This is a genomic window from Paenibacillus oralis (assembly GCF_003863965.1).
GTDB lineage: Bacteria > Bacillota > Bacilli > Paenibacillales > Paenibacillaceae > Fontibacillus > Fontibacillus oralis.
In genome coordinates this window covers 1-25,624 of sequence record NZ_RRCN01000001.1, presented here as the reverse complement: position 1 = coordinate 25,624, position 25,624 = coordinate 1, and the positions used below count along the sequence as shown (strand labels likewise).

Genomic DNA, 25,624 nt, shown 5'->3' with positions numbered 1-25,624 from the left:
TCGGCGGCTATGGCATGAGCGCCATTGCCCGCGTCATGCTGGAAATGGGCTATACCGTCACCGGATCGGATGTGGCAGCCCAGGAGTTAACGGAGAAGCTCGCCGCCAAAGGAGCGAAAATCTATATCGGACATACGGCCGAGCATGTGCACGGAGCAGACCTGGTCGTCTATTCGACGGCGCTGCCACAGGATAACGTGGAGCGGATCGAAGCGCAGGAGCAGGGAATCCCGATCCTGCATCGTTCGCAAATGCTCGCCCGGCTGCTGAATGAACGGAGCGGGATCGCGGTGGCCGGGACGCACGGCAAAACGACGACCTCCTCAATGATCGCGCTGGTGATGGAGAGCTGCGGGGCGGACCCCACTTACATTATCGGCGGCGAGCTGATGGATGTCGGCACAAACGCCAAAGCGGGACAGGGCAAATTCGTTGTCGCGGAAGCGGACGAGAGCGACGGCTCCTTCCTGCAGTATCATCCTTGGATTGGCGTCGTGACCAACATCGAAGCCGACCATTTGGAAAATTACGGCGGCGATTTCGGCCGTCTTAAGGAAGCATACGTTCAATTTTTAAACCAGATCAAACCGGGAGGCAAAGCGGTCGTTTGCGGCGATGACCTGAACGTGACGGAGCTGCTGCCAAAGCTGGCGTGCGGCACGATCACTTACGGCATCGACACGGCCTGCGATTATTCGGCCCACGATATTGAGCTGGGCGATCGCTGCGTCACGTTCAAGATGAGACGCAGAGGCGAGGAGTTGGGCACGGTCGAATTGTCCGTACCGGGCCGGCATAATGCGTATAACGCGATGGCCACAGTCATCGTCTGCCTGGAAGCGGGGATTCCGTTCGCGGATATTACCGAGGCGTTGCGGAAATTCCATGGGGCGAAGCGGCGTTTTCAGGTGCTGGGGGAAGCGGACGGCATCCTCATCATCGACGATTACGCCCACCATCCGACGGAGATTCAGGCCACGATCGCGGCGGCCAAAGCGACCGGCAAACGGATTATCGCCGTCTTCCAGCCGCAGCGCTATACGCGGACCTTCTTCCTGCTCGATGCGTTCAGTCGGGCGTTTGGCGACGCGGAAGAAGTGATCATCACCGACATCTATTCCCCGGCCGGGGAGAAGCAGATTGAAGGGGTGCATTCCGCGAGGCTGGTGGAATTGATCAAGGAAAACAGCAACGCCGGAGCCCGGTATCTGCCGACGAAGCAGGACGTGCTTCAGGAGCTGCAAGGCCGGCTTCAGCCCGGCGATCTGGTGCTCACGATGGGCGCCGGGGATATCTACAAGGTTGGCTACGAACTGGCCAAAGGATTGTCCAGCTAACGGCCAAGCTGCGTGGGGCAGAACATCATGCAAAACCGTTAAATACTAGAGTGCTCCCTCCGGGGAGCATTTTTTACATTCGGGGAAGAAGGAGCGCGCGGTTATGATGGCGGCGGCGCGGGAAGTGCGGCCATAAGGGTAAAAAAGGCTCAACCTAGATATCGGCGCTTGCACTTGGCTTCTCTAACGACCAACCTAACGACCAACCTAACGACGCTACCACGACCAACCGTCGGCCATCAAAATAGCGGTATTTTATGTACTTATTATCCGGAGTCATGCCTGTTCATCCCCATTAGCGGCATTTTTTGTCCTTATTTAGCTATGAACGGTCCAGAACGCAGGCATTCCCCAGCAATTCTAAAAAATAACGACATAAATTGTCTCTATTTCTCTCAGATTGACAGATATGGCCGGATTAACGACATTTTTTGCCCTTATTTTTTGAGGTTGCAGCTTTACTCGGTTGATTCAATACATAAGAACACCCAACTTAGAGGCGGCAGTTTTCTTAACTTGATTCACGGACGTTTAGCGAACTCCAAGGCATATCATTCTTCCTTTTCTCATAAGGTAGGATAGATGAATGGACAAGGAGCGTGCGGACCGTGAACAAAGCGAAAATGACATTCCGTTTTGACCAAAACGAACGGGAGGTTCGGGCGATAAGCCCGGATCAGGACCACGAAAAAACCGATGCGGCCGCGTGGCGGTATGCGGTTGAACTCCCAGCAGAGGATAGGCCATGGAAGAAGGAACCCGAAGCCGAAATTGTACCTGTAGAGAGACCTGCCCGATACCGTGCGGTGGAGGCGGCGGAATCGTGGGGTGATCCGTTTACCGATCATACAGGGATGGGATTGACGGTTTTTCCGGGGGGACGGGCAAAAGGGGATTTGGTGGATGAAGCGCACGATTTTGACGGAAAAGCGGCGGCGGAGCCATATAACTTGCAAAATGACGCCGATGATCCATGGGGCCCTCGGTATGAGGATACGCCTTATTACACTCGTCCCCCCAAATCGTCCGGCTCAGGCTGGAAGGTGGCGGGTTCGTTAACCGGGGCGATCGTTACCGGTGCTTTATTTGGCTATGTTGTATTGTCCCTGTTTAACCAGGAGATGCAGATTCCGCTTCCCGGGATTGGCGCGTCGCAGCAAAGCGCGGCCGATCAGCCGGCCAGTCTTCCGGCGATGGCCGGAACCGGAGCGGTAGGAGAGACGGTTGAGGAATCCGTTCCACGGATCAGCTTTGCACTTCCGGAGCAGACGTACTATTTTCTCCAATACGGGGTGTTCAGCACGGCTCAAGGCGTGCAGCTGGCGCAGGAGGAACTGCAGGCTTCCGGGCTTGCGGCCGCCCGCGATACGGTCGATGAGAAAAGGGTCTATGCGGGCGTATCGACGGACCGGGAACAATCCAAGCTGCTGAGCGGCCAATTGAAAGCCGCCGGCGTACACCTGATCCTGCATGAGGTGGCTTTGCCCGCTACAGCCAGCGCGGAGTTTGCGGGCGATCGGGAGGCGTTGGAGGGGTACATGGCGCAAAGCGCCGAACTTGTACGTTTGCTGAGCACCACATCGGCATCCCTGCTTAGTGACGCTGACCCGCAGCCGCTGGGAGATGAAGAGGTTAATCAATTGGGCCGCTTGCACCAATCCTGGACGGAAAGCGCGGCGGCGGTGCGGGGCAAATGGCCGACGGCTCTGGAAGCTTACGCCGGGGAAATGGAAAAGGCGATGAACGGGGCTGTCGAAGCTTTGGGGGAATTTGATAAAAGCAGAGCGAAAACGCTGCTGTGGGAGGTGCAAAACGAGATGATGCGCTTCATCATGGCGGAGCAGGTTATCATTCACGGCGTGAACCCTGGGGAGAACCGCTGAAGCATATCCGAGGCGAGGGATGGAAATACTTTCCCCTGCCTTTTTTGTGTTTGTATTGAGCATGAAATAATCTTATAATAAGTTAGTGTCAAAAAATGGCGAGGATGACAGCGGTAAGTTGTCGATTGTCCCCGCCCTGTGAATTCCTTGAAGGAGAGTCCGCTATTGGAAACCGCACAATTACGCCGGATTATTCTCGCTTCCACATCACCCCGCAGGCGTGAATTGATTTCTTCTTTGCAAATCCCGTTTCAAGTCGTGCCGAGCCATGCGGATGAATCGACGCCGCCAGGATGGGCTCCGGAGCAAATCGTTATGGAGCTTGCCGGCCGAAAGGCGGATGTGGTATATCATTCGCTGGAATCGTCCGAACGGGATGCGGTGATTGTCGGAAGCGACACGATCGTCGTCCGCGATGGGGTTGTTCTCGGCAAGCCGCAGGATGAAGCCGAAGCGGCCGAGATGCTGCGATCCTTGCAGGGCCGCAGCCATACCGTATTTACCGGCGTGGCTTGCGTGGACGGTTTAACCGGCAGAAGGATGGTCGATTACCGTTCGACGCTGGTGACGATGAAGACGTTGACCGAAGCGGAGATTCAGGCCTACGCCCGGAGCGGGGAAGGTCTGGACAAAGCCGGGGCTTACGCCATTCAAGGCCTGGGGGCCACGATCGTCACCGGCATTGAGGGTTGCTATTTCAATGTCGTTGGTTTACCTTTATCTTTGCTTGTAGACATGCTGGCGGATTTCGGCATTCGCGTACTCTAAGAGGTAGTTCAAAAAGTCTGACTTTTTGAACACTTATTTTAATGGGATCGGCGGTCAGCCGCACTCTTGCCGAAAGGCCGCCTGGAAGTGGTAAAGCATATCCTTCCGCGAGACGCTTAGAAAGCCATGCCCGGGAAATTCCGGGCTTAGCTGATAAACTATCGGAAGCGAGGGATTGTGCATGAAAACCACTTCTTACATGCTCAGAGATCTTCCCATGGAGGAACGGCCAAGAGAACGCATGATGGAGTTTGGCCCGGGAGCTCTCAGCAACGCGGAACTGCTGGCGATATTGCTTCGAACGGGCACGCGCAGCGAATCGGCCATTCACATGGCTCAGCGCGTGTTGTCCGAAATCGGCGGCATTCGCGGTCTGGTTGATCTTAGTTTGGATGAAATGATTCAGATCAGGGGTATCGGCCCGGCGAAAGCGATCGAGCTTAAAGCGGGGATCGAGCTGGGACGGCGGCTGGCCAAATCAAGGCTGCCGGAGTCCGAAACGATCCGCAGCCCGCATGTTGCGGCGGAGCTGCTGATGGAACAGATGCGGTATTTGCAAAAGGAACATTTTGTTTGTCTTTTTTTGAATACGAAAAATCATATCATTGCTCAAGAGACGCTTTCCATCGGAAGCTTGAACGCTTCCATCGTTCATCCGCGCGAGGTGTTTCGCGCCGCGATCAAGTGCAGCAGCGCTTCGGTCGTTTGCGCGCACAATCACCCGAGCGGCGATCCGACGCCGAGCGCCGAAGACATCCGGATGACCCGCCGGCTTTGCGAAGCTGGCGAGATCGTAGGCATTGACGTATTGGATCATATTGTTATCGGAGATGGAAAATTTGTCAGTTTGAAGGAGCAGGGCTTGATGTAATATAATAGTTTAGATACAGAAGGAAAGGAAGAAAACAGCATGTTGGGTGGCTTTACGAAAGACTTGGGAATCGATTTGGGAACGGCGAATACGCTCGTTTATACGCGCGGTAAAGGAATCATAGTAAGAGAACCTTCGGTAGTGGCGATACATACCGATACGAAAAATATTGTCGCCGTCGGCGAATCCGCAAAAAAGATGATCGGCCGTACTCCCGGTAACATTCGGGCGATTCGTCCGATGAAAGACGGGGTTATCGCCGATTTCGATACAACGGCCACCATGATCAAATACTTCATCAACCAGGCGCAGAAGCAGCGTTCGCTATTCCAACGCCATCCGAATGTAATGGTTTGCGTGCCGTCGGGAATTACGGCGGTTGAGCAGCGCGCCGTCGAGGACGCGACGAAGCAGGCTGGAGCGCGCGAAGCCTATACGATCGAGGAGCCATTTGCCGCGGCGATCGGCGCCGATCTGCCGGTTTGGGAACCGACCGGGAGCATGGTGGTCGATATCGGCGGCGGCACCACCGAAGTAGCGGTCATTTCGCTCGGCGGCATCGTCACAAGCAAATCGGTGCGTGTGGCCGGAGATGAAATGGATGAAGCGATCATCCAATATATCAAACGTCAATATAATTTAATGATCGGGGAAAGAACCGCAGAACAGCTGAAGATGGATATCGGATCGGCTATGGCTCTCGAGCAGGTGGAAACGATGGAAATCCGCGGGCGCGATCTCGTTAGCGGGCTTCCGAAGACGATCACGATCACCTCGGACGAAATTTCCGAAGCGCTCAGCGATACGGTTGGCGCGATCGTTGAAGCCGTCAAGGTCACCCTTGAGAAATGTCCGCCGGAGCTTGCCGCCGATATTATGGATCGGGGCATCGTATTAACCGGCGGCGGCGCCTTGCTGCGCAATCTGGACAAACTGCTGGCCGGAGAAACGGGGATGCCCGTCATCGTGGCCGAAAATCCGCTGGATTGCGTAGCGATCGGCACAGGCCGCGCTTTGGACAACATCCACTTGTTCAAATCCAAGAGCAGCTCCGCTCTTCGCTCCAGACGTTGATCCATCGTCATAACGATGCAAACACCCCTTATCACGAAGCGGCGCCGTCCTTGTAAAATTGGGCGGCCTATGCCGTTTTTATCAAGAAAACGTAAGGTTGGAGGGTGCTGAAACTGTTTAAGCTGCTAGGCAATAAAAGATTGTTTATTTTGCTCATGGGACTTATTTTATTTATTGCGGTTATGGGTTTTACGCTGGGGCCGAGAACTTCCCTGTCCTGGCCGGAAAAATTCGTCAAAGACACGGTTGGCTTCGTGCAATACGTGTTTTACAAGCCCGCTAGCTACATAGCGGGCTTGTTTGAAGATATCGCGAACCTGCGCGCGCTGCAGGAAGAAAACGAGCAGCTTAAAATTGCATTAGCCCATTATACCCGGGATAAGGCAACTTATAACTGGATTGCGCAAGAGAACGAGCGGTTGTATAAAAAGCTGAAGTTTACCGAAGAGCAGGCAAGACTTTATGACTACACTTGGAAAATCGCTCAGGTCATCAGCGTAAATGACGATCCGGTAAACAGTACGATCGTACTGAATATCGGCGCCCGCGAAGGCGTCAAAGAGGGGATGGCCGTCACGTCGGAAACCGGGCTTGTCGGCGTGATCAGCCACGTCAGCAACCTGACTTCCACCGTAAGGCTGGCGACCTCGATGGACGCCAAAGACCCGAATTCGAACGGAATCGCCGTGACGGCGCAAGGTAAAGAAAATGACGTGTTCGGGATGGTCGAGACGTACGACAAGGAGAAAGGCATGTTCCTCATGACCCGGATTGATGATGGGACTCCGCTCGTCAAGGACGATCTCATCGTATCTTCGGGCGTCGGCGGCGCTTTTCCCCGCGGCATGATTATCGGCACGGTGGAGGAAATTCAGGTTGGCGAATACGGCCTGACGTATACGGCAACCGTGAAGCCGGCGGCCAGCTTTACCGACTGGAAGGAACTGTTCGTCGTGTTCACGCCGGAAGTGCCGGAAATGCCTGAAGTGCCGGAAGGTGAAGGCAAGTGAATAAACGAAAGTATATTTTTATCCTGCTGCTCTTCGTTTTGTTTATCGTGGAAGGAACCATCGTGCCTTGGCTGATTCCCGGCCCATGGCAAGCGCGGATCGTCCCGCACCTGGTTTATATCTGCCTTTTGTTCGTTTCGGTTTATGACCATCGGCATGCGGGGCTTATTATGGGGCTCATTTTCGGGTTGCTTCACGATGTCGTTTATTATGGTGCGCTGATCGGCGCGTATTCCTTCGCCATGGGATTGTCCTGCTATTTGATGGGCCTTTTATCCCGTTCGCAGCGCGCGCCTATGCCGCTCATGATGATTATCGTGATTTTCGGCAGCCTGCTGTTCGATTCCATTTTGTTCGGCACTTATTCCTTGTTCGAATTAACGCATCAGCCGTATACCTGGGCGCTCCAGAACCATATCATCCCCAATCTGTTCGTTCAGTTCTTGTTTGCTCTGGCGATTTACGTTCCCCTGCGTAAGCAGCTCGAAATGATAACCAAAAGGCGTTCCCCCGAGGAGAAGGCTTGACGTCCGCGTACTTTTCCTTGCCGCTCAAGCAGGAACTTTTCTGCCCCTGCACGAATTGATAAGGAGGGAGGGACAGGCTAATGACGGTGAAATCCAACCACGTGACGATCAAAGGAATCAAGGACGGCCTGGTTTTCCTGCTGGACGACAAGTGCGATTTCTCAATTCTTCTGGAGGAACTCCGCTATAAATTGGAGTTTAGCCATCAGCATATTTTAACGGGGCCGATCATTCACGTTGACGTGAAGCTTGGCATGAGGCTTGTTACCGAAGATCAGAAGGAAATGATTCTTGATATATTGAAGCAAAAAGGCAATTTGCTTGTCCGTTCCATCGAAATGCCTGCGATCGCGCAGGAACAAGACGAAAACGCGGTTACGACGCTTGCCGGGATCGTCCGGTCGGGGCAGGTGCTTCGCCATGACGGAAATTTGCTGTTTATCGGGGACGTAAACCCCGGCGGGACGATCTGCGCCACCGGGGATATTTTGATCCTCGGCGCTCTGCGGGGGATGGCTCACGCCGGCTTCTCCGGCAACGAGAAAGCGGTTATTGCCGCCTCCTATTTGGCGCCGACGCAGCTGAGGATCGCCGAAACGATCAGCCGGCCTCCAGACGAATGGGAGAACCGGGAGACGAGCATGGAGTTCGCTTTTTTGCGGGACGGGAAAATGCAAATCGACAAAATCATCAATATGACCCGGGTCAGACCGGATTTTAACGTGTTTAAAGGGGTGTGAATGATGGGAGAAGCTATCGTAATTACGTCCGGCAAAGGCGGCGTCGGCAAAACGACAACCTCGGCCAATATCGGAACCGCGCTTGCGCTGCTGGGCAAAAAGGTGTGCCTGGTCGATACGGACATCGGTTTGCGCAATTTGGACGTGGTCATGGGGCTGGAGAACCGGATCATCTACGATTTGATCGATGTGGCCGAAGGCCGCTGCCGGTTAAACCAGGCGCTTGTGAAGGACAAGCGGTTCGACGAGCTGTACATGCTGCCTGCCGCCCAGACAAAAGACAAAAACGCCATCTCGCCCGAGCAGGTCAAAGACATCGTGCTTGAGCTGAAGAAGGACTTCGAATACATCATCATCGACTGCCCGGCCGGCATTGAGCAAGGCTTCAAAAACGCGATTGCCGGAGCGGATCAGGCGATCGTCGTGACGACGCCGGAGCACGCCGCTGTCCGCGACGCGGACCGGATTATCGGCCTGCTGGAAAATTCGCATATCGGCGCGCCCAAGCTCATCGTCAACCGGATCAAGGTCAACATGATGAAAGCCGGGGACATGCTGGATATCGAAGGGATTTTGCAGGTGCTGAACATCGATCTGATCGGCATCGTTCCGGATGACGAGAAAGTTATCAAAGCGGCCAATAGCGGCGAACCGACGGTTATGAATCCCGATTCGACGGCGGCCATCGCCTATCGCAACATCGCGCGGCGCATTTTGGGAGATACGGTGCCCCTGATGCTGCTCGATCAAAAGAAGGGCGTATTTACGCGCTTCAAGAAGTTTTTCGGAATGGGTTGATCTTCGTTGTTGTTTAAACTGAAAAAGCTGGACTGGGTGATGGTCGGTATACTGGCCTTGTTTATGGTTTTCAGCACCCTCTTGGTCCGCAGCGCCATTGCCCCGTATGATTCGGAATTTCAAGGGTATGATTTAAAGACCGTTATTTTTTATATCCTCGGCTTTATTGTCGTGTTCGGGATGGCGCTGGTCGATTATCGTTCCCTGCTTCGTTACAGCTGGTATAGTTACGGAGCTGGTTGTCTTCTGCTTATTTTGGTGTATTTGTTTGCGCCGGAAATCAACGGGGCGCGAAGCTGGTTTCGGATCGGCAGCCTGCTGTTTCAGCCGGCCGAGCTGGTCAAGGTGATCCTGATTCTGGTCACGGCGTATCTGCTTGGCCAGAGGCAGGGCCAGGCATTACGCTTCCGCGGCGATATCATACCGATTTCGCTGATCACGCTTGTCCCTTTTTTTCTGGTGCTTATTCAGCCGGACCTCGGCAACGCGATTATCTATTTGGTCGTTTTGGTTGGCATGCTGTGGATCGGCAATGCGAAATACAGCCATGTGTTGATCGCCCTGACGGCCGCCGTTGCGGCCTTGATTGTGTTTGTAACGCTCTTTAATGCGTACAATGAGCAGATCCGCGATTATTTGGAAAGTCATAAGAAGGTGCACTGGTACCAGCGGATCAATACGTTTATCAATCCGGACCAGGCTTCAAACGACGATAAGCACCAGTCGAACTACGCTAAGATCGCTATCGGCTCCGGGGGGCTGCTCGGCGACGGGTACATGAAGGGCGAATTGAAAAACAAAAAGTTCGTGCCCTATCCGTACTCGGATTCGATTTTTGTCGTGGTGGGCGAGGAGTTCGGGTTCCTTGGTTCTTCGCTGCTGCTGCTGCTTTATTTTTTGTTTATTTACAGGATGATCCTCATCGCGCTGCGCTGCATCGACAAAAGGGGAGCCTACATCATCGTAGGGATCGTGGCGATGTTCCTGTTTCAAATCTTCGAAAACGTCGGCATGATGATCGGCCTGATGCCGATTACCGGCATTACGCTGCCGTTTATCAGCTACGGGGGAACCTCGCTTTTGATCAACATGCTGTGTATCGGGCTGGTGTTCAGCATTAAGCTGCATCAGGAAAAATATAAAGTAGAGTGAAGCAAGCCGGTGCCGGGAGGCGCCGGTTTTTTGGACCTTATAGAATTTATAAAATTTCGGGTCTGGTAGAGGGCGAAGCGCAGGTAGAGAGGGGAGGAAAAGAGGAATCAGGGGGCTAAGGGACACCAGAGCCGTTATTTTCGAAAAAACGGAGGATTGCAAAATGTAACGGACACAGACGACCTTATTTACCTCAAATCGGCCTGGATATACGGGTTTAGAGCGAAATAGTGTCATGTGTGTCCGTTAGGCTGGGAAATACCCGGGAAATGGGCGGTTAAGGTCGCTGGTGTCCGTTAGAGCAACGTCCAAAGTAGAAGTCAGAACCATTAAAGGACGCCGTCAGGCGTTTTTCTTATGCGCGGTGTAGGCTAAATCAACTGTATAGTCCCTTGTTCATATTCCGGCCAAGCCCTTCATAAATATTAGTACCACACACTTCGAGTGGGCTGCTGCGGTTCGGGTACGCCACTCAACGAAACGTCTGACTTGACCGGGGGGACTGAGGAGATGGGCGTGAAATCAAATGTGAAAAAACGGAGAGCGGAGCGGATTAGGCAGTTGACGTTGGAGGATGCGGCCGGTCCTCTCCTCCCGGACGGGGGACGGGACTCCGGTAGCTATAGCGCGGTTCGGCCCGGGCTGGGCGGCTCGATGGACTCTAAAGCAGGGACTCGTCCTGGAGGACATCCGCAGAGCGGAGAAACCGGGACATCAGGATTCGACGCCGAACGTGATCCCGAATTGCTGTGGAAACGCGGGCAAGGCCGCTGGGAGGAGCTTTACGGCGGTTTTGGCGGCAAAGAAGATCCCCCGCCCCCGGCAGGCAAACGCTCTTCCTTTTGGACGGCGATGTTCACTCGGCTTGTGATCAGCGCGCTGCTGTTTTTGGGGATTTGGGGAATAGAGAGGTACGAGCCGTCCTGGTCGCTTCCGGTTCGCGCGTTTGTCGCGCAGTCGCTGACCGAGGAGATGGATTTTCAGGCGCTGGAAACCTGGTATGAACGTTATTTCGGCGGCGCGCCGTCGTTTATTCCGATTTTTAAGCACCATGAAGACAACGGGTTAAAGGTCGGGGCAACGAGCGGATTCGTTGCTCCCGTCTCCGGCAGCCCTGCCGGCTCGTTTGCGCTTAGCTTGAAGGGGGTAGAAATTATTCCGGAGCAGGCGGAGAATGGAGTTGTTCAGGTAAAAAGCATAGCAACCGGGCGGGTTCTCGGCGTAACCCGGGATCCGGCGAAGGGCGAGACCGTTACGGTCCAGCATGCCGATGGTTACATCTCCATCTATGGCCGTCTGGAGCAAACCGCCGTCGAAAAAGGGGATTGGCTGGAAGGGGGCGATATCGTCGGCACGCTTCCGCCGGGAACGGAACCGCCGCTCCCGACCTTGTATTTTGCGCTGCAAAAAGATGACCGGTATATCGATCCGGCGGATGTGATTCCGTTTGATTAAATGGGGCGGAATGACGATTTCCTTTCATCCTTTGTTTGTCATCATTATGCTCATGTCGGTATTGACCGGCCATTTTTTGGAGCTGCTGTCTCTGTTTGCGATCGTTTTTATCCATGAGCTCGGCCATGTGGCCGCGGCGCGGATGTACGGAATCCGCGTGCTGTCCGTGCAAATGCTTCCTTTCGGCGGCGTTGCCGTTATGGAGGATGCGGGAGATCTGACGGCCGGGCGGGAAATCGCCATCGCTTTGGCGGGGCCATTGCAAAACGTGCTGCTCATCTTCGCATCCTTGCTCCTGCATGCGGCCGGTTTGTGGGACGGGCCTTTTCTGGACTATTTTATCCGAAGCAACATTTTGATCGCCTTGTTCAATTTACTTCCGATTCTGCCGCTGGATGGCGGAAAAATCAGCCAAGCCTTCTGCAGCTTGCTGCTTCCTTACCACGCCACGCTGGTCTGGTCCTACCGCATCAGCCTGCTGTTCAGCGCCATGCTGATCGCGTACTCGCTGCTGCCGCTCCTGCTGCTTCGGGAAGGACTGCAGCTCAATATACTGATGATCGGCATCTTTTTGCTCTATTCGAACGCCATCGATTACCGGAATATTCCTTACCGGTTTTTGCGCTTTCTCGTAAACCGGGACCGGAGCTTTTCCAGGCATCTGATGAACGGGACTTTAGCCCAGCCGATTGTTGCCGAAAAAGCGAAACCTTTGGACCATATCTTGCGTCTATTTAAACGGGAAAAATACCATTTCATCTACGTCATGAATCATCAAGGGAATATCGTTGCCGTTGTACCGGAACAGCGCGTCATTTCCTCCTTTTTAAGATTAAAAAATTTTTAATTTCAGCGCGGCTGAGTGATTCTTTTTTCCGACGGGGGGCTCGGAGCTTAAGGTGCACAGTCATGGTATAATGATACAGGTATGATTCTGCTAGAACGTTAGAAAGGTGAGATCATGAAAAGGATGATTGTTCACTGCGGATCCGGCTCTACCGAGGTGGCGCTTCTGGAGAACGGCAGACTGGTGGAGTATGCGGCGGAGCGTTCTCAGAACAGAGGCCTGGTCGGCAGCTTTATTAAAGGTAAAGTCGTTAATGTCATTCCCGGCATGCAAGCCGCTTTTGTGGATATAGGACAGAAAAAAAACGCGTTTTTGTATATTGATGATGTGCTTCATCCGCATTTGGAAAAGCAGCCCAAACCGAAGCCGTCGATTACGGAGCTGCTGAAGCCCGGCCATGAACTGGTCGTTCAGGTCGTGAAAGAAGCGATCGGCAACAAAGGCGCGCGGGTGACGACCCATTATTCCTTGCCCGGGCGCTGGCTGGTGTATATGCCGACGGCCGGTTACGTCGCCGTGTCCAAAAAAATCGGCCGCGAGGAAGAAAGATTCCGGCTGAGAACGATTGGCGAGGAGCTGAGGCAAGAGGAGGAAGGACTCATCCTGCGGACGGTGGCCGAGGACGAAGGCAGCGCGGCGATCGGCGAAGACCTTGACCTGCTGCGGGGGCAGTGGGCTTCGATCCTGCAGGAAGCCGGGGACGCCGCGGCTCCCGCTCTGCTGCATCAGGATCTAAGCGTCGTGCAGCGGTTGATGCGGGACGTCTACAGCCCGGAAACGGACGAGCTGATTGTGGACTGTTCGGAACAGGCCGATGAAGCGCTGGCTTTTTTGCGCAAAATGCTGCCGGGAGAATCGCCGCGCATCATCGTATACGAAGACGAACCGCCTCTGTTTGAGCATTACGGGGTCAAGCCGCAGCTCGACAAGGATTTCCAACGCAAAGTTTGGCTGCCCGGCGGCGGCTACCTCGTTTGGGACACGACCGAGGCTCTGACCGTGATCGACGTGAACACGGGAAAATACACCGGGGGCGCCGACTTGGAAGATACGGTGTTTCAGACGAATTTGGAGGCGGCCCGGGAAATCGCCCGGCTTGTCCGGCTGCGCGACACCGGCGGGATCATTATTATCGATTTCATCGACATGGACCTTGATGAGCATCGTGAGACCGTTTGGGAGCGGCTGGAGCAATCGATGTACGGCGACCGGACGCAGCATCACATCTTGGGCTGGACGCGGCTCGGACTGCTGGAGATGACGCGAAAAAGAATCCGTGCGGAAAATTCGTTGTGATCTTGGCTGAAAAACAAATTGATATTGTCGGCACCACATGCTATTATAGTAAGGTATGTGTCACTAAGTATATGCTTGTGCACATGCTGTAACCGCTCCGGTCGGGTTGACAAGTCCGCTTGCCTTCGGACAGCGGCACCTGGATCAGGCGAGTCTGAGACATGAGGAGGTGCAAGCAAATGTACGCAATTATCGAAACCGGCGGTAAACAATACCGTGTTCAAGAAGGCGATGTGCTTTACATCGAGAAATTGGACGCAGAGGACGGCGCAAGCGTAACGTTCGACCGTGTGTTGGCAGTATCCAAAGGGGAAGGTTTGGTGGCGGGAACTCCGCTCGTATCCGGCGCTACTGTTACGGCAAAAGTCGAGAAACACGGCAAAGGCCAAAAAGTGGTCGTTTACAAATACAAACCGAAAAAGAACTACCACAAAAAACAAGGTCATCGCCAGCCGTACACGAAAGTAACGATCGAGAAAATCCAGGCGTAAGAAGGTGCGGTAGTTGATTATCGTCTCCATTTTGCGCAGGCAGGATAACGGCATCGCGGGCTTTGAGGTGGAAGGCCATGCCGGCTACGCGAAGGCCGGGGAGGACATCGTATGCGCCGGCGTTTCGGCCGTTACCGTAGGTACGGTCAACTCCATTGAGGAGCTGACGGCGGTCGTGATGGATTCCCGGATGAAGAACGGCTTTCTAAGCGCGAGTCTTCCTTCCGCGGTTCGGCCGGAAGCCGAGGAACAGGTGCAATTGCTGCTTGCTTCCCTTGTCGTTATGCTGAAGAGTATCGAAGAATCATACGGGAAGTATATTCAGATACAGGACGTCATCATTTAAAGAAGGAGGTAGACTACAATGTTGAAATTGGATCTCCAGTTGTTCGCTTCGAAGAAGGGCGTAGGCTCCACGAAAAACGGACGCGACAGCATCGCGAAACGCCTTGGCGTGAAACGTGCTGACGGCCAAGTCGTGACGGGCGGAAGCATCCTCGTTCGTCAACGCGGCACGAAAATTCATCCGGGTACGAACGTAGGCATCGGTTCCGACGATACGCTGTTCGCCAAAGTCGACGGCGTCGTGAAATTCGAGCGTTGGGGTCGCGATCGCAAAAAAGTGAGCGTCTACCCTGTAGAAACCGCTCCGGTAGCGGCTACGGTTGAAGCCTAAGCGGCGAAGCCGTACGAAATGAAGCTAGCTGCAAAGCCCTGGCACAATCAAGTGCCAGGGCTTTTTAAATGTCGGGATATCGATCATTTTCGATTGACTAAGTGGAGCGATTTTGAAGCCGGGTTTATGTTATACTTGGTTAAGATGCCAGGGTGGCAAGCTCACCCAATTCGTTAGGGGAACGGGGAAATGATGAAACATCGGTTCACGGTGCCGACGATCGGCGTGCTGCTTGCAATCGCTAGTCTAGCCCTCCATTATTACGTAAAATCACCGATCGGACATGCGGTTATAAGCGGTTGCCTTTTCGTCTTGTTTTGGTTGTATGTGCGGCATATCAGAAAACGGGCGGCGAACGAGCGAAAGCATTTGCTGGAATCGGTACAGCGAACGGCTTCGGCGACGCTTAGCCACCATCGCCATGATTGGATGAACGACCTGCAGATTTTGTACGGATATATCCGGATGGGCAAATTTGATAAATTGACCGGCTGCGTGGAAAGAATAAAGGAACGAATGGCTGTGGAAAGCAAGATATCGAGGCTCGGCATTCCGTCGCTCGTGTTTTATTTGCAGTCGTTCCGCGAAGTGAACGGCTCGGTGCAGCTGGAGGTTGAAATCGAAAACGACTTGCAGCTTGGGAGTCTGCTCACGACGGATGACGCGGAGGAATTGACGGAAGCTATCGTGGAAACGATCAGAGCTTATCAGTATACCGGCCGGTCTTCGTGGGGTGAAGTACTCCTGTTGAAAATGTCCATCACGCGGGAGAACGGCGAGGTGCTGGTGCGCTTTGATTCGCTCCACGCACCGGGCAACAAAGAAGCGATAAAGCGCCAAATTGAGGAATGGGCGGAGGGCAAACGGGTTCGCGCCGAACAGGTTGAATCGGAATTCTCCGCTTTTCGGCTTCGGATTTCCTGCGGGAACTTAAATGAGGTGAATGCATGTTTGTAGATAAAGCGAAGATTTATGTCAAGGGAGGCGACGGCGGCGACGGGATCGTCGCGTTCCGCCGGGAGAAGTACGTACCCGAGGGCGGCCCGGCCGGCGGCGACGGCGGCAAAGGCGGGGACGTTATTTTCCGGGTGGACGAAGGCTTAAGGACGCTGATGGATTTCCGCTACCAGCGCCATTTCAAGGCGCAGCGCGGGGAGAAGGGGCGGAACAAAAGCCAGCACGGAGCTAATGCGGACAACATGATCGTCCGCGTGCCTCCGGGCACGGTCGTGATCGACGACGACACGCAGGAGGTGCTCGCCGATTTGACGCGCCACGGCCAGCAGATTGTCGTGGCCCGCGGGGGTCGTGGGGGTCGCGGCAATATCCGCTTCGCCACGCCAAACAACCCGGCGCCGGAGCTGGCCGAGCACGGTGAGGAAGGCGAAGAGCGCTGGGTGGTGCTCGAGCTGAAGGTGATGGCCGACGTCGGATTGGTTGGTTTTCCGAGCGTCGGAAAGTCGACGCTGCTGTCGGTCGTGTCGGCGGCCAAGCCGAAAATCGGCGCCTATCATTTTACGACCATCACGCCGAATCTCGGGGTGGTCGATGTCGGCGAAGGGCGCAGCTTTGTGATGGCCGACCTGCCGGGGCTGATTGAAGGGGCCCATGAAGGGGTCGGCCTGGGGCATGAATTTCTGCGCCATGTGGAGCGGACTCGTCTCATTATCCATGTCGTCGACATGGCGGGTTCGGAAGGGCGCGATCCGTTTGACGATTGGCAGAAGATCAACGACGAGCTCAGGCAATATAACGCCGATCTGGAGCATCGTCCGCAAATCGTCGCCGCCAACAAAATGGATATGCCGGAGGCGGCGGAAAATCTGGAGAAATTCCGCAAGCAGGTCAGCGAGGTTCGCGGCGACCTGGAAATTATGCCGATCTCCTCATTCACCCGCCAAGGGGTTCAGGAGCTTGTTTACCGCGCGGCCGATCTGCTCGATCAAATTCCGGAAGCTCCGGCGATTGAAGAAGTGACCGAGCTGGAGGAGCGGAAAATTTACAAGCTCGACAAACGCGAGGATGAAGGGTTTACGATCCGGCGGGAAAACGAGACCTTTATCGTGGAAAGTGTAAAAATCGAGCGGATGATGAAGCGGATGCAGCTTAATTCGCATGACGCGATTTTAAAGCTGGCCCGGACGCTGCGCCATATGGGCGTCGACGAGGAACTTCGCAAACGCGGCGCCAAGGACGGCACGCCGGTACGCATCGGCGACTTCGAATTCGAGTTTGTGGAAGGCAGCAGTTATTACTATTGACTAGAAAGCACCTTTGAGGTGCTTTTCTTGCTATCAGCGGCGACAGCGGAAATTCGTTGTATTTACGGCAAAAGCCATTGCCACCTAATCGACTTTCCGGTATAATGTCCACTATACAAAAACAAAAGTCTCTAAGGAGAGGACGTTTTGTGAAAGAGCATTATTATTTGGTTCGCGAGGACATTTTGCCCGAAGCAGTGGTCAAGACGCTCCAAGTCAAGCAGTTGCTCGCCGCCGGAGAGGCCAAGACGGTTCACGAGGCGGTGGCGCAGGTGGGTTTAAGCCGCAGCGCTTTTTATAAGTATAAAGACGGCATTCATCAATTAAATCAAATCGAACGGGAAAGCATTGTGACCATCTCCTTTGACCTGGAGCACCGCTCGGGAATTTTATCGAAGGTGCTTGCGCTGATCGCCGGCTCCGGAGGCAATGTGCTGACGATTAACCAAAGCATTCCTCTCCAGGGGAGGGCGAACGTCGTGATTTCCGTGGAGACCTCCCGGCTCACCGAGGAATTTGACGCGATGCTGCAGTCGCTTCAGACCATTCCCGGCGTAAGGAGAACGCAAATCGTCGGCCAAGGCTAAGGCGGATAAGCGCGGAAGGGTGGAGCGAAATCATAGAAAATGCTCGCTGCCTAGGGCGTATTGGATAACAGGAGGGGATCGGAAATGAAACCAGTGAAAGTTGGGTTGCTCGGACTTGGCACGGTAGGAACCGGCGTGGTTCGGATCGTGGAAGGGCATCAGGAGGATCTGAGCAGTCAAGTGGGGTCTCCGATACGAATCGAGAAGATTGCGGTAAAAAATTTGGAGAAACCCCGCAGCATCGAAATTGATCCGGCCAAGCTGACGGAGGACCCGTGGGAAGTGATCCGCGATCCGGAAATCGACGTCGTCGTGGAAGTGATGGGCGGTGTTGAACAGACGAAGACTTACATTTTAGAAGCGCTGGAACGCGGCAAACATATCGTTACGGCCAATAAGGATTTGATGGCGCTGTACGGTTCGGAAATTTTGGCCAAAGCGATGGATAATCAATGCGACGTGTTTTATGAGGCCAGCGTAGCCGGCGGCATTCCGATTATCCGGACGCTGATCGAGGGCTTTTCCTCCGACCGGATCATGAAAATTATGGGGATCGTGAACGGGACGACCAACTATATTTTGAGCAAAATGAGCCAGGAAGGCGCTTCTTACGAGGATGTACTGAAGGAAGCACAGCAGCTTGGCTATGCAGAAGCCGACCCGACCTCCGATGTGGAGGGGCTTGACGCCGCCCGCAAGATGGCGATTCTCGCCACGCTGGGCTTCAGGACCAATGTCGAGCTAAGCGACGTTCACGTCCGCGGTATTTCTTCGGTAACACGGGAGGATATTTTGTATGCCAAACGGCTCGGATATGAAATGAAGCTGCTGGGGATCGCCGAGCGGCAGGATGACGAATTCAGCATCACCGTGCAGCCGACGATGGTCAAAAATACGCATCCGATCGCCGCGGTGGGCGGAGTCTATAACGCCGTCTACGTTTACGGTGAAGCCGTGGGAGAGACGATGTTCTACGGCGCTGGAGCCGGTGAGATGCCGACGGCCACTTCCGTCGTCGCCGATTTGGTCGCCGTTGTCAAAAACTTAAAGCTGGGCGTCAACGGCCTGAAGCAAATCGTTCCTTATAAGCCAAAGAAGCTGAAAACCGACGAGCAGATCGCCTATAAAAATTTCCTGCTGCTCCATGTCGATGACAAGGCGGGCGTGCTGGCCCGGATCACCCAGGTGTTTGCCGAATACGAGGTCAGTCTGGATTCGGTCGTTCAATCGCCGAACACGAACTTGGACGGGGCGGAGATCATGATCGTTACTCATCACGCCAGCAAAGCAAGCATGGACAAGGTGATCAACCATTTCGAGTCGCTTGCTGTGATTCATCGGATCAAAAGCGTTTACCGCGTTGAAGGATAAAATTATTTTAAAAAAGGAGTTCATCTCATGAGATACCTCGGACTGCTGGAAACCTACAAAGAATATTTGCCCGTAACCGACAAAACGCCGAAGCTTACGCTGCAGGAGGGGAATACGCCGCTGGTGCGGGCGGAAAATTTGTCGCGGGAACTCGGGCTTGATCTATATTTCAAATACGAGGGGCTGAACCCGACCGGGTCGTTTAAAGACCGCGGCATGGTGATGGCCGTCGCCAAAGCGATCGAGGAGGGCAGCCGCACGATCATGTGCGCCTCCACGGGCAACACCTCGGCGGCCGCAGCCGCTTATGCCGCCCGCGCGGGCATCGACTGCATCGTGCTGATTCCGAACAACAACATCGCTCTCGGAAAACTGGCGCAGGCGATGATCTACGGCGCAAAAGTGATCGCCATCGAAGGCAACTTCGATCGGGCACTCGAAATCGTCCGCGACATTACCGCCAAACATCCGATTACGCTGGTGAACTCCGTGAACCCATACCGCATCGAGGGGCAAAAAACCGCCGCTTTCGAAGTTTGCGACCAGCTCGGCAAGGCGCCGGACGTGCTCGCGATTCCTGTAGGCAACGCCGGCAACATCTCCGCGTACTGGAAAGGCTTTAAGGAATACCATGAACGCGGGAAATCCTCCTCGCTGCCGCGGATGGTCGGCTTTGAGGCCGAAGGCGCCATGGCGATCGTCAAAGGCGAGCCGATTCTGGAGCCGGAAACGATCGCTACCGCGATCCGGATCGGCAATCCGGCAAGCTGGAAAACCGCTGTAGCGGCTGCCGAGGAATCGGGCGGCCAAATCAATTACGTGACGGACGACGAAATTCTTGAAGCGTACCGGACCATTGCCGCCCGTGAAGGGATTTTTGCCGAACCGGCTTCGGCGGCTTCCATCGCCGGCGTGTACAAGCTGAAGCGCGCAGGTTATTTCAAAGGCGGAGAAACCGTCGTTTGCGTCCTTACCGGCCATGGCCTGAAAGATCCGAATATCGCGATCAAGAGCATCGGCGGTGAACCGCTTGTCGTCCAGGATACGGAGGAAGCGGTCATGGATGCGATCGCCAAGCTGCAAGGAGCGCGCGCATGATTCGTGAGGGCGGGGTCCGGGTCAAGGTGCCGGCCAGCACCGCCAACCTGGGGCCCGGATTTGATACGCTGGGCATGGCGCTCCCCCTGTATTCCTGGATCGAAATGAAGCCGGCGGAGACGACCGTGTTTCATCTTTATGGCGGCGAGATGAGCGGGCTGCCGAAGGACAAAAGCAATCTGGTGTATCAAGTCGCACAAATGGTGTTTGCCGAAGCCGGCGTGCAGGTGCCGGAACTGGAAATTTCGATGTATTCGGAAATTCCTCTGACCCGCGGGCTCGGGAGCAGCGCTTCAGCGATCGTCGGGGCGCTGTTTGCCGCCAACCTGCTGATCGGCGCGCCGCTTGACCAGGCCAAGCTGTTCGACATGGCCACGGCGCTGGAGAAGCACCCGGACAATGTCGGAGCCTCCTTGTTTGGCGGCATTATCACAGCCGTATGGGACGGCAGCCACGCGGATGTGCTGCGGATCGATCCTCCGGCCGATCTCGAGGTGCTGGTCGCGATTCCCGATTTTCAGCTATCCACCTCCAAGGCCCGCGAAGCGCTTCCCCGCCAGGTAAGTTTGCAGGACGCAGTGTATAACGTCAGCCGTACATCGCTGCTTACCGCGGCTTTGGCCGCTGGACGGCTCGACCTGATTCCGGCCGCGATGCGCGACCGCCTTCACCAGCCCTTCCGGGCTTCGCTTGTTCCCGGCATGTCGCGGATTTTGGCGGAAGCGACCGAACACGGAGCGCTCGGGGCCGCTTTGAGCGGCGCCGGACCGACGCTGCTGGCGCTGGCCGACCGGCGGCAGCGTACGGGGCAGAACCTGGAGGTTTTCCTTTTGGACGTTCTTGCTGAGCACGGAATCCGGGCTAGGACGATCTGGCTCGAACCTTGCACATTTGGGGCGATGGAGCTTACTATGGATAAGGAAGGTTCATTTATGGATTACATCAAAGGGGAAGTCAGGACATGAAACGTATAGCATTGCTGCCTGAAGGATCGGTTTCCCACGAAGCGGCGCTGCATCTGTTTGGGGATGAGCCGGTGGAACTGCTTCATTTCAAGCAAATTTCCGACGTTTTTTTAGCCACGGCCAGCGGAAAAAGCGATTATAGCGTCATTCCGGTGGAGAATACGATTGAAGGATCGGTCAGCCTGCATATGGATTGGCTTGTCCACGAAGTGGATATTCCGATGCAGGTGGAATGGGTATATCCGTCGATTCAGAACTTGATCGGCCGGCGGGAAGAATTCGGCGCCGGAGCGCCTGATGGCGATGGCATCGATTTTTCTAAGGTGACCAAAGTGCTTTCTCACCCTGTAGCGATGGCCCAATGCCTGCAGTTTATCCGCTCCCGCATGCCTCAGGCGGAATTGGAGCACGTCGGCAGCACGTCGGAGGCGGTAGAGGTGGTCAAGCAGCATCCCGGCCTGGGATGGACCGCCATCGGGACGAGATTGGGAGCGCAGCATCACGGTTTGGATGTACTGGCCGGCAAAGTGACGGACCATGACAACAACTATACCCGTTTTGTCCTGATCGGCCCGAAGCCGCTGAAGATCGGCGGGAACAACAAACACGTCCAAAGCAAAACGAACCTGGTGATTGCGTTGCCTGAGGATTTTCCGGGGGCATTGCATCAGGTATTGTCTGCGTTTGCTTGGCGCAAACTGAATTTGTCGCGGATCGAGTCGCGTCCAACAAAAAAGAAATTGGGAAATTATTATTTTTTAATGGATGTGCTTGAACCGCTGGATTCGGTGCTGCTCAGCTCGGCGATCGGCGAAATCGAAGCTTTGGGGTGTGGGGTGCGCGTGCTGGGGAGCTACCCTAGTTATTCTTTTGAAGAGCAAACAGCGGAGGTGCAAAATTAATGGCAGAACAAGTCATTTACTTGGATGGACAATTCGTAACAAAAGATGCAGCAAAGGTTTCCGTGTTTGACCACGGCTTTTTGTACGGGGACGGGATTTTCGAGGGGATTCGGATTTATAACGGCAATATTTTCAAGTGCAAAGAGCATTTGGATCGCCTTTACGATTCCGCGAAATCGATTATGCTGGACATTCCGCTGACTTATCAAGAAATGGAGGATGCTCTGGTGGAGACGCTGCGCCGCAATGAGCTGCGGAGCGGCTACATACGGCTCATCGTTTCCCGCGGGGCGGGCAATTTGGGCCTGGATCCGAACCGCTGCCCCAAAGCAACGGTCGTCATCATTGTGGAGCAACTGGCGATTTATTCGGAGGAAGCCTACAAAACCGGCTTGAAAGCCGTCTCGGTTTCCACGCGCAGAAACGTACCGGACGCGCTGAACCCGAAAATCAAATCGCTGAACTACTTGAACAATGTGTTGGTGAAAATCCAGTCGAACCTGGCCGGGGCGGGCGAGGCTATTATGATGAACGCTCAAGGTTACGTAACGGAGGGCTCGGGCGACAATATTTTCATCGTCAAAAACGGGGTTATCACGACGCCTCCATGTTATTTGGGCGCATTGGAAGGAATCACCCGCCAGGCGATCATCGAAATTTGCGAGCGAAAAGGATATAAACTCAAAGAAGAACCGTTTACGCTGCATGACGTTTATGTGGCCGACGAAGTGTTCCTGACCGGGACCGCGGCGGAAGTTATCGCTGTTCGGGAAGTGGACGGCCGGGTGATCGGCGAAGGACATGCCGGTCCGGTGACGCTGAAGCTTCTGAAGGAGTTCCGGGCGATCGTCGATCAGGACGGTTTGAAAGTTTGGCAATAGCGGCTCCGCTGCGGGCGTTTCGATCCTATTTCCCTTTTTCTAGAGGGAGATAGGATTTTTTCTTTATGTTGGATGTCAAAAACCGGGCTCCTGCATAGGATGTTATAAATGGGCCCCGGGCGATAATCACGTTCCGGAGATGATACCTAGGAGGTCTTTAGCGCGTGAAAATTCATATTGTCAAAAAAGGCGATACTTTGTTTGAGCTCTCAAAAAAGTATAATGTGCCTCTGCAGAAATTGATCGATGCCAACCCGCAAATCACGAATCCCGACGTGTTGAACGTTGGCGACAAGGTGAAAATTCCTGCCGAGGCGGTGCCGATCGGCGGGGGGACGGGCAAAATGTATAAGCATGTCGTCAAGCAGGGAGATACGTTGTGGAAACTGGCGAAGGCGTGGGGCCTTTCTTTGCAGACGTTGATTGCGGCGAATCCGCAGCTGAAAGACCCAAATGAGCTGACGGTTGGCGAAATCGTCAATATTCCCGCGGGTGCGGGTGCGGGGCCGATCGGGGATGGGCACGGCAATCCGAATCCAAATCCGAATCCGGAGAATATCGGGACATTGCCGGCCCAAACCGGCAAGAAAAGCACGGCTCCCATCGCAGGCATGGCCGGCAAAAAGAGCACGGCTCCTATAGCTGGGGTGGAAACACCGCCCAAAGCCAATATTGCGCCTGAAGCCGTTCAGCCTGAGCCTGTTCCCAAGGAAGCTCCGAAAGAGGAAGTTCCCAAAACGCTGCCTATTCAGGCGGAGCAGCCGAAAACGGTGCCGATGGAGATTAAAATCGAGGTCGAGCAGATCCAATACGAAACGACCAATCTGCAGCCCGTGAAGATCGAGCCGATCATGCATGAGCCAATCAAATACGAACCGCCGAAATTCGAGCCGATACATTATGAACCTGCCAAGTATGAGCCGATAGCTTATACGCCGATGAAACCGGAACCGACCAGTCTTGCTCCAATCTCGTATGAACCGATGAAACCGGAACCGACCAGTCTTGCTCCAATCTCGTATGAACCGATGAAACCGGAACCGACCAGTCTTGCTCCAATCTCGTATGAACCGATGAAACCGGAACCGACCAGTCTTGCTCCAATCTCGTATGAACCGATGAAAACCGAACCGACCAGTCTTGCTCCGATTTCTTATGAACCGATGAAATCGGAACCGTACAGTTATGGGCCGGTAAGCCCGGCTGCCTATGAACCGATGAAGTCGGAGCCTCAGGCATACTCACCTTTAACTGCCCAATACCCGATGGCGGAGCAGCCTGAATATGCAAACCCGTATTATCCGCAGTATCAACCGCTCCAGCCTACGTCCGTACTCCCCTCAATGGTCTATCCAACTCAATCCCCATGCGGATGTTCGGGAACTGTCCCGTATACTTACCAGCAGCCGGAAAGCTATCATCCTTTTTATCAATACAATGTACCCGCGGAACCCGTATCTTCCTATAATGTTCCATCGTCTCCGCAGGTGCAGGCTGCAATGGGGCATATCCCGGAAGGGGAGTATCCGGGGATATCGAATGCAAACGCACCGATGTATCCGATGCCGGAGGTAGGCGGGATTACCAGCCCGGCCGAACACATGGGCAATCCTATGCTTAACGCGCATCACTATCCGTCATCCGAGCCGCAGTATGTGTCTCCCGAATCCTACGGCATGCCGCCGTATACCCAAGGAGCAGCCTGGCATCATGGTCCGGGATACCTCCCGTATTATGGATCGCCGATGCCGGCATACCCGACTGCGGTTTCACCTTTGTCCCAAGCGCCGTCTATGCCGGGTTATCCTTATCCGGCTCCTTTTACCCAAGGGCTGTCCATGGGAAGTGAACCGCTTAAAGGCGAAGTTAGCCCGCTGGAAAACATGCAAGGTTATTTGCCAAGGGATGGCCAGACTGCGGAAATCCAGACAGATGCCGAACCGACGGGAACTTCGGAAGCTCCGCAAACACGCCCCGCTAAAGATGTTAAAATCTCGGGCGGCCCGGATTCGATAAAACCCCGTAAAAAGCAAAGCAAGTCCAGCACAGGCGGGGCCGGAAAAAAAGCGCGCTCAGGTAAACACAAATCGTCCGGCCGCCGGAATCCGTGGATTAATGCTTAATGTTTTTGGAGCGAGGGCAATGATCCCTCGCTCCCCTTTTTCCATGAATTAACATGCTAAATTGCTTGAGATTAAGCAAACAATATGCTATATTAAATGTCCCCGTTAAATGCGATGCTCTTAAATCTCGTAGGGGAGCAATTGATTTAAATATTTTTTAAAAAAGTTCTTGCTTTTCTTTAGTCAGTATGTTATATTATTTAAGTCGCCGCTGAAACAACGGTGATGAACGAAAACGAAGTTGATCTTTGAAAACTGAACAACGAGTGAGTATTAAATGAGAATTAAAATGGATGAATTCCAATCCGGTTTGCGCCGGCATTGAAATTCGATCCTTTCTCGTCAGTAACTGATTGAGCTAATCGCTCTTTCGAATAAAGTTTCAACTTGGATGGAACACCTCGTACCTTCGGGTACAAGACTCCTTCCAACTTTATTGGAGAGTTTGATCCTGGCTCAGGACGAACGCTGGCGGCGTGCCTAATACATGCAAGTCGAGCGGAGTTAATCG

Annotated in this window: 25 protein-coding genes, 1 rRNA gene and 1 other annotated feature; all 26 genes read left to right on the top strand. The window is 54.2% G+C overall.

Annotated elements, in window-relative coordinates; genetic code table 11:
• Positions 1–14: 14 nt before the first annotated feature.
• Entirely contained in the window at positions 15–1,337 is a 1,323-nt protein-coding gene (murC, locus tag EHV15_RS00130; protein ID WP_246061876.1) for a UDP-N-acetylmuramate--L-alanine ligase, read from the top strand.
• Positions 1,338–1,945: 608 nt separating this feature from the next.
• The gene (locus EHV15_RS00125; RefSeq protein ID WP_246061225.1) at positions 1,946–3,220 is read left to right on the top strand and encodes an SPOR domain-containing protein; all 1,275 of its coding nucleotides are present in this window, start codon (positions 1,946–1,948) and stop codon (positions 3,218–3,220) included.
• Between the two features lie 165 nt (positions 3,221–3,385).
• Positions 3,386–3,988 carry a Maf family protein gene (locus tag EHV15_RS00120; RefSeq protein WP_128629490.1) on the top strand — a complete coding sequence of 201 codons (603 nt, stop codon included), beginning with the start codon at positions 3,386–3,388 and terminating at the stop codon, positions 3,986–3,988.
• 181 nt (positions 3,989–4,169) lie between these two features.
• The gene (gene radC, locus EHV15_RS00115) at positions 4,170–4,859 is read left to right on the top strand and encodes a RadC family protein (RefSeq protein ID WP_128629489.1); all 690 of its coding nucleotides are present in this window, start codon (positions 4,170–4,172) and stop codon (positions 4,857–4,859) included.
• Between the two features lie 39 nt (positions 4,860–4,898).
• On the top strand, positions 4,899–5,933 hold the full coding sequence (locus tag EHV15_RS00110) for a rod shape-determining protein (protein ID WP_128629488.1): 1,035 nt from the start codon (positions 4,899–4,901) through the stop codon (positions 5,931–5,933).
• A 104-nt stretch (positions 5,934–6,037) separates the two neighbouring features.
• Positions 6,038–6,943 carry a rod shape-determining protein MreC gene (gene mreC, locus EHV15_RS00105; RefSeq protein WP_128629487.1) on the top strand — a complete coding sequence of 302 codons (906 nt, stop codon included), beginning with the start codon at positions 6,038–6,040 and terminating at the stop codon, positions 6,941–6,943.
• The gene (gene mreD, locus EHV15_RS00100) at positions 6,940–7,470 is read left to right on the top strand and encodes a rod shape-determining protein MreD (protein ID WP_128629486.1); all 531 of its coding nucleotides are present in this window, start codon (positions 6,940–6,942) and stop codon (positions 7,468–7,470) included. The genes mreC and mreD overlap by 4 nt, the downstream gene beginning before the upstream one ends.
• An 80-nt stretch (positions 7,471–7,550) precedes the next feature.
• Positions 7,551–8,210 carry a septum site-determining protein MinC gene (gene minC, locus EHV15_RS00095; RefSeq protein ID WP_128629485.1) on the top strand — a complete coding sequence of 220 codons (660 nt, stop codon included), beginning with the start codon at positions 7,551–7,553 and terminating at the stop codon, positions 8,208–8,210.
• A gap of 3 nt (positions 8,211–8,213) precedes the next feature.
• Entirely contained in the window at positions 8,214–9,008 is a 795-nt protein-coding gene (gene minD / locus EHV15_RS00090; RefSeq protein ID WP_128635093.1) for a septum site-determining protein MinD, read from the top strand.
• A gap of 6 nt (positions 9,009–9,014) precedes the next feature.
• Positions 9,015–10,160 carry an FtsW/RodA/SpoVE family cell cycle protein gene (locus EHV15_RS00085; RefSeq protein WP_128629484.1) on the top strand — a complete coding sequence of 382 codons (1,146 nt, stop codon included), beginning with the start codon at positions 9,015–9,017 and terminating at the stop codon, positions 10,158–10,160.
• A 510-nt stretch (positions 10,161–10,670) separates the two neighbouring features.
• Positions 10,671–11,615, top strand: coding sequence for a M23 family metallopeptidase (locus EHV15_RS00080; protein WP_128629483.1), 945 nt, complete (start codon positions 10,671–10,673; stop codon positions 11,613–11,615).
• Positions 11,608–12,462, top strand: a complete 855-nt coding sequence (locus tag EHV15_RS00075; RefSeq protein WP_128629482.1) for a M50 family metallopeptidase — start codon at positions 11,608–11,610, stop codon at positions 12,460–12,462. Before EHV15_RS00080 ends, EHV15_RS00075 begins: the two co-directional genes overlap by 8 nt.
• A 114-nt stretch (positions 12,463–12,576) precedes the next feature.
• The gene (locus EHV15_RS00070) at positions 12,577–13,758 is read left to right on the top strand and encodes an Rne/Rng family ribonuclease (RefSeq protein WP_128629481.1); all 1,182 of its coding nucleotides are present in this window, start codon (positions 12,577–12,579) and stop codon (positions 13,756–13,758) included.
• An 80-nt stretch (positions 13,759–13,838) separates the two neighbouring features.
• Positions 13,839–13,924 (top strand) — a sequence feature (ribosomal protein L21 leader region).
• A gap of 13 nt (positions 13,925–13,937) precedes the next feature.
• Positions 13,938–14,249, top strand: coding sequence for a 50S ribosomal protein L21 (gene rplU, locus EHV15_RS00065; RefSeq protein ID WP_128629480.1), 312 nt, complete (start codon positions 13,938–13,940; stop codon positions 14,247–14,249).
• 13 nt (positions 14,250–14,262) lie between these two features.
• Positions 14,263–14,595: a ribosomal-processing cysteine protease Prp gene (locus EHV15_RS00060; protein ID WP_128629479.1), complete on the top strand. Its 333-nt coding sequence runs from the start codon at positions 14,263–14,265 to the stop codon at positions 14,593–14,595.
• An 18-nt stretch (positions 14,596–14,613) separates the two neighbouring features.
• Positions 14,614–14,925, top strand: coding sequence for a 50S ribosomal protein L27 (rpmA, locus tag EHV15_RS00055; protein ID WP_036620517.1), 312 nt, complete (start codon positions 14,614–14,616; stop codon positions 14,923–14,925).
• Between the two features lie 189 nt (positions 14,926–15,114).
• The gene (locus tag EHV15_RS00050; protein ID WP_246061224.1) at positions 15,115–15,882 is read left to right on the top strand and encodes a Spo0B domain-containing protein; all 768 of its coding nucleotides are present in this window, start codon (positions 15,115–15,117) and stop codon (positions 15,880–15,882) included.
• Positions 15,873–17,186, top strand: coding sequence for a GTPase ObgE (obgE, locus tag EHV15_RS00045; RefSeq protein WP_128629478.1), 1,314 nt, complete (start codon positions 15,873–15,875; stop codon positions 17,184–17,186). Before EHV15_RS00050 ends, obgE begins: the two co-directional genes overlap by 10 nt.
• Positions 17,187–17,335: 149 nt before the next feature.
• Positions 17,336–17,773 (top strand): ACT domain-containing protein, encoded by a 438-nt coding sequence (locus tag EHV15_RS00040; RefSeq protein WP_128629477.1) that lies wholly within the window; start codon positions 17,336–17,338, stop codon positions 17,771–17,773.
• A gap of 84 nt (positions 17,774–17,857) precedes the next feature.
• Entirely contained in the window at positions 17,858–19,144 is a 1,287-nt protein-coding gene (locus EHV15_RS00035; protein WP_128629476.1) for a homoserine dehydrogenase, read from the top strand.
• Positions 19,145–19,171: 27 nt separating this feature from the next.
• Positions 19,172–20,242: a threonine synthase gene (thrC, locus tag EHV15_RS00030; RefSeq protein ID WP_128629475.1), complete on the top strand. Its 1,071-nt coding sequence runs from the start codon at positions 19,172–19,174 to the stop codon at positions 20,240–20,242.
• Complete coding sequence (gene thrB, locus EHV15_RS00025; protein WP_128629474.1) at positions 20,239–21,207, top strand: homoserine kinase; 969 nt, start codon at positions 20,239–20,241, stop codon at positions 21,205–21,207. Before thrC ends, thrB begins: the two co-directional genes overlap by 4 nt.
• Positions 21,204–22,109, top strand: a complete 906-nt coding sequence (gene pheA, locus EHV15_RS00020; protein WP_128629473.1) for a prephenate dehydratase — start codon at positions 21,204–21,206, stop codon at positions 22,107–22,109. Before thrB ends, pheA begins: the two co-directional genes overlap by 4 nt.
• On the top strand, positions 22,109–22,990 hold the full coding sequence (gene ilvE / locus EHV15_RS00015) for a branched-chain-amino-acid transaminase (protein WP_128629472.1): 882 nt from the start codon (positions 22,109–22,111) through the stop codon (positions 22,988–22,990). The genes pheA and ilvE overlap by 1 nt, the downstream gene beginning before the upstream one ends.
• 164 nt (positions 22,991–23,154) lie before the next feature.
• Positions 23,155–25,113, top strand: a complete 1,959-nt coding sequence (locus EHV15_RS00010) for a LysM peptidoglycan-binding domain-containing protein (protein WP_128629471.1) — start codon at positions 23,155–23,157, stop codon at positions 25,111–25,113.
• Between the two features lie 433 nt (positions 25,114–25,546).
• A 16S ribosomal RNA gene (locus tag EHV15_RS00005) occupies positions 25,547–25,624 on the top strand; the annotation flags it as partial.

Coding starts and splice junctions, on each gene's coding strand:
- EHV15_RS00110 (WP_128629488.1), top strand. CDS start 4,899: ATGTTGGGTGGCTTTACGAAAGACTTGGGAATCGATTTGGGAACGGCG.
- minD (WP_128635093.1), top strand. CDS start 8,214: ATGGGAGAAGCTATCGTAATTACGTCCGGCAAAGGCGGCGTCGGCAAA.
- rpmA (WP_036620517.1), top strand. CDS start 14,614: ATGTTGAAATTGGATCTCCAGTTGTTCGCTTCGAAGAAGGGCGTAGGC.
- EHV15_RS00035 (WP_128629476.1), top strand. CDS start 17,858: ATGAAACCAGTGAAAGTTGGGTTGCTCGGACTTGGCACGGTAGGAACC.
- ilvE (WP_128629472.1), top strand. CDS start 22,109: ATGGCAGAACAAGTCATTTACTTGGATGGACAATTCGTAACAAAAGAT.
- minC (WP_128629485.1), top strand. CDS start 7,551: ATGACGGTGAAATCCAACCACGTGACGATCAAAGGAATCAAGGACGGC.
- pheA (WP_128629473.1), top strand. CDS start 21,204: ATGAAACGTATAGCATTGCTGCCTGAAGGATCGGTTTCCCACGAAGCG.
- thrC (WP_128629475.1), top strand. CDS start 19,172: ATGAGATACCTCGGACTGCTGGAAACCTACAAAGAATATTTGCCCGTA.
- radC (WP_128629489.1), top strand. CDS start 4,170: ATGAAAACCACTTCTTACATGCTCAGAGATCTTCCCATGGAGGAACGG.
- thrB (WP_128629474.1), top strand. CDS start 20,239: ATGATTCGTGAGGGCGGGGTCCGGGTCAAGGTGCCGGCCAGCACCGCC.
- obgE (WP_128629478.1), top strand. CDS start 15,873: ATGTTTGTAGATAAAGCGAAGATTTATGTCAAGGGAGGCGACGGCGGC.
- rplU (WP_128629480.1), top strand. CDS start 13,938: ATGTACGCAATTATCGAAACCGGCGGTAAACAATACCGTGTTCAAGAA.
- murC (WP_246061876.1), top strand. CDS start 15: ATGAGCGCCATTGCCCGCGTCATGCTGGAAATGGGCTATACCGTCACC.
- EHV15_RS00080 (WP_128629483.1), top strand. CDS start 10,671: ATGGGCGTGAAATCAAATGTGAAAAAACGGAGAGCGGAGCGGATTAGG.
- EHV15_RS00070 (WP_128629481.1), top strand. CDS start 12,577: ATGAAAAGGATGATTGTTCACTGCGGATCCGGCTCTACCGAGGTGGCG.
- EHV15_RS00050 (WP_246061224.1), top strand. CDS start 15,115: ATGATGAAACATCGGTTCACGGTGCCGACGATCGGCGTGCTGCTTGCA.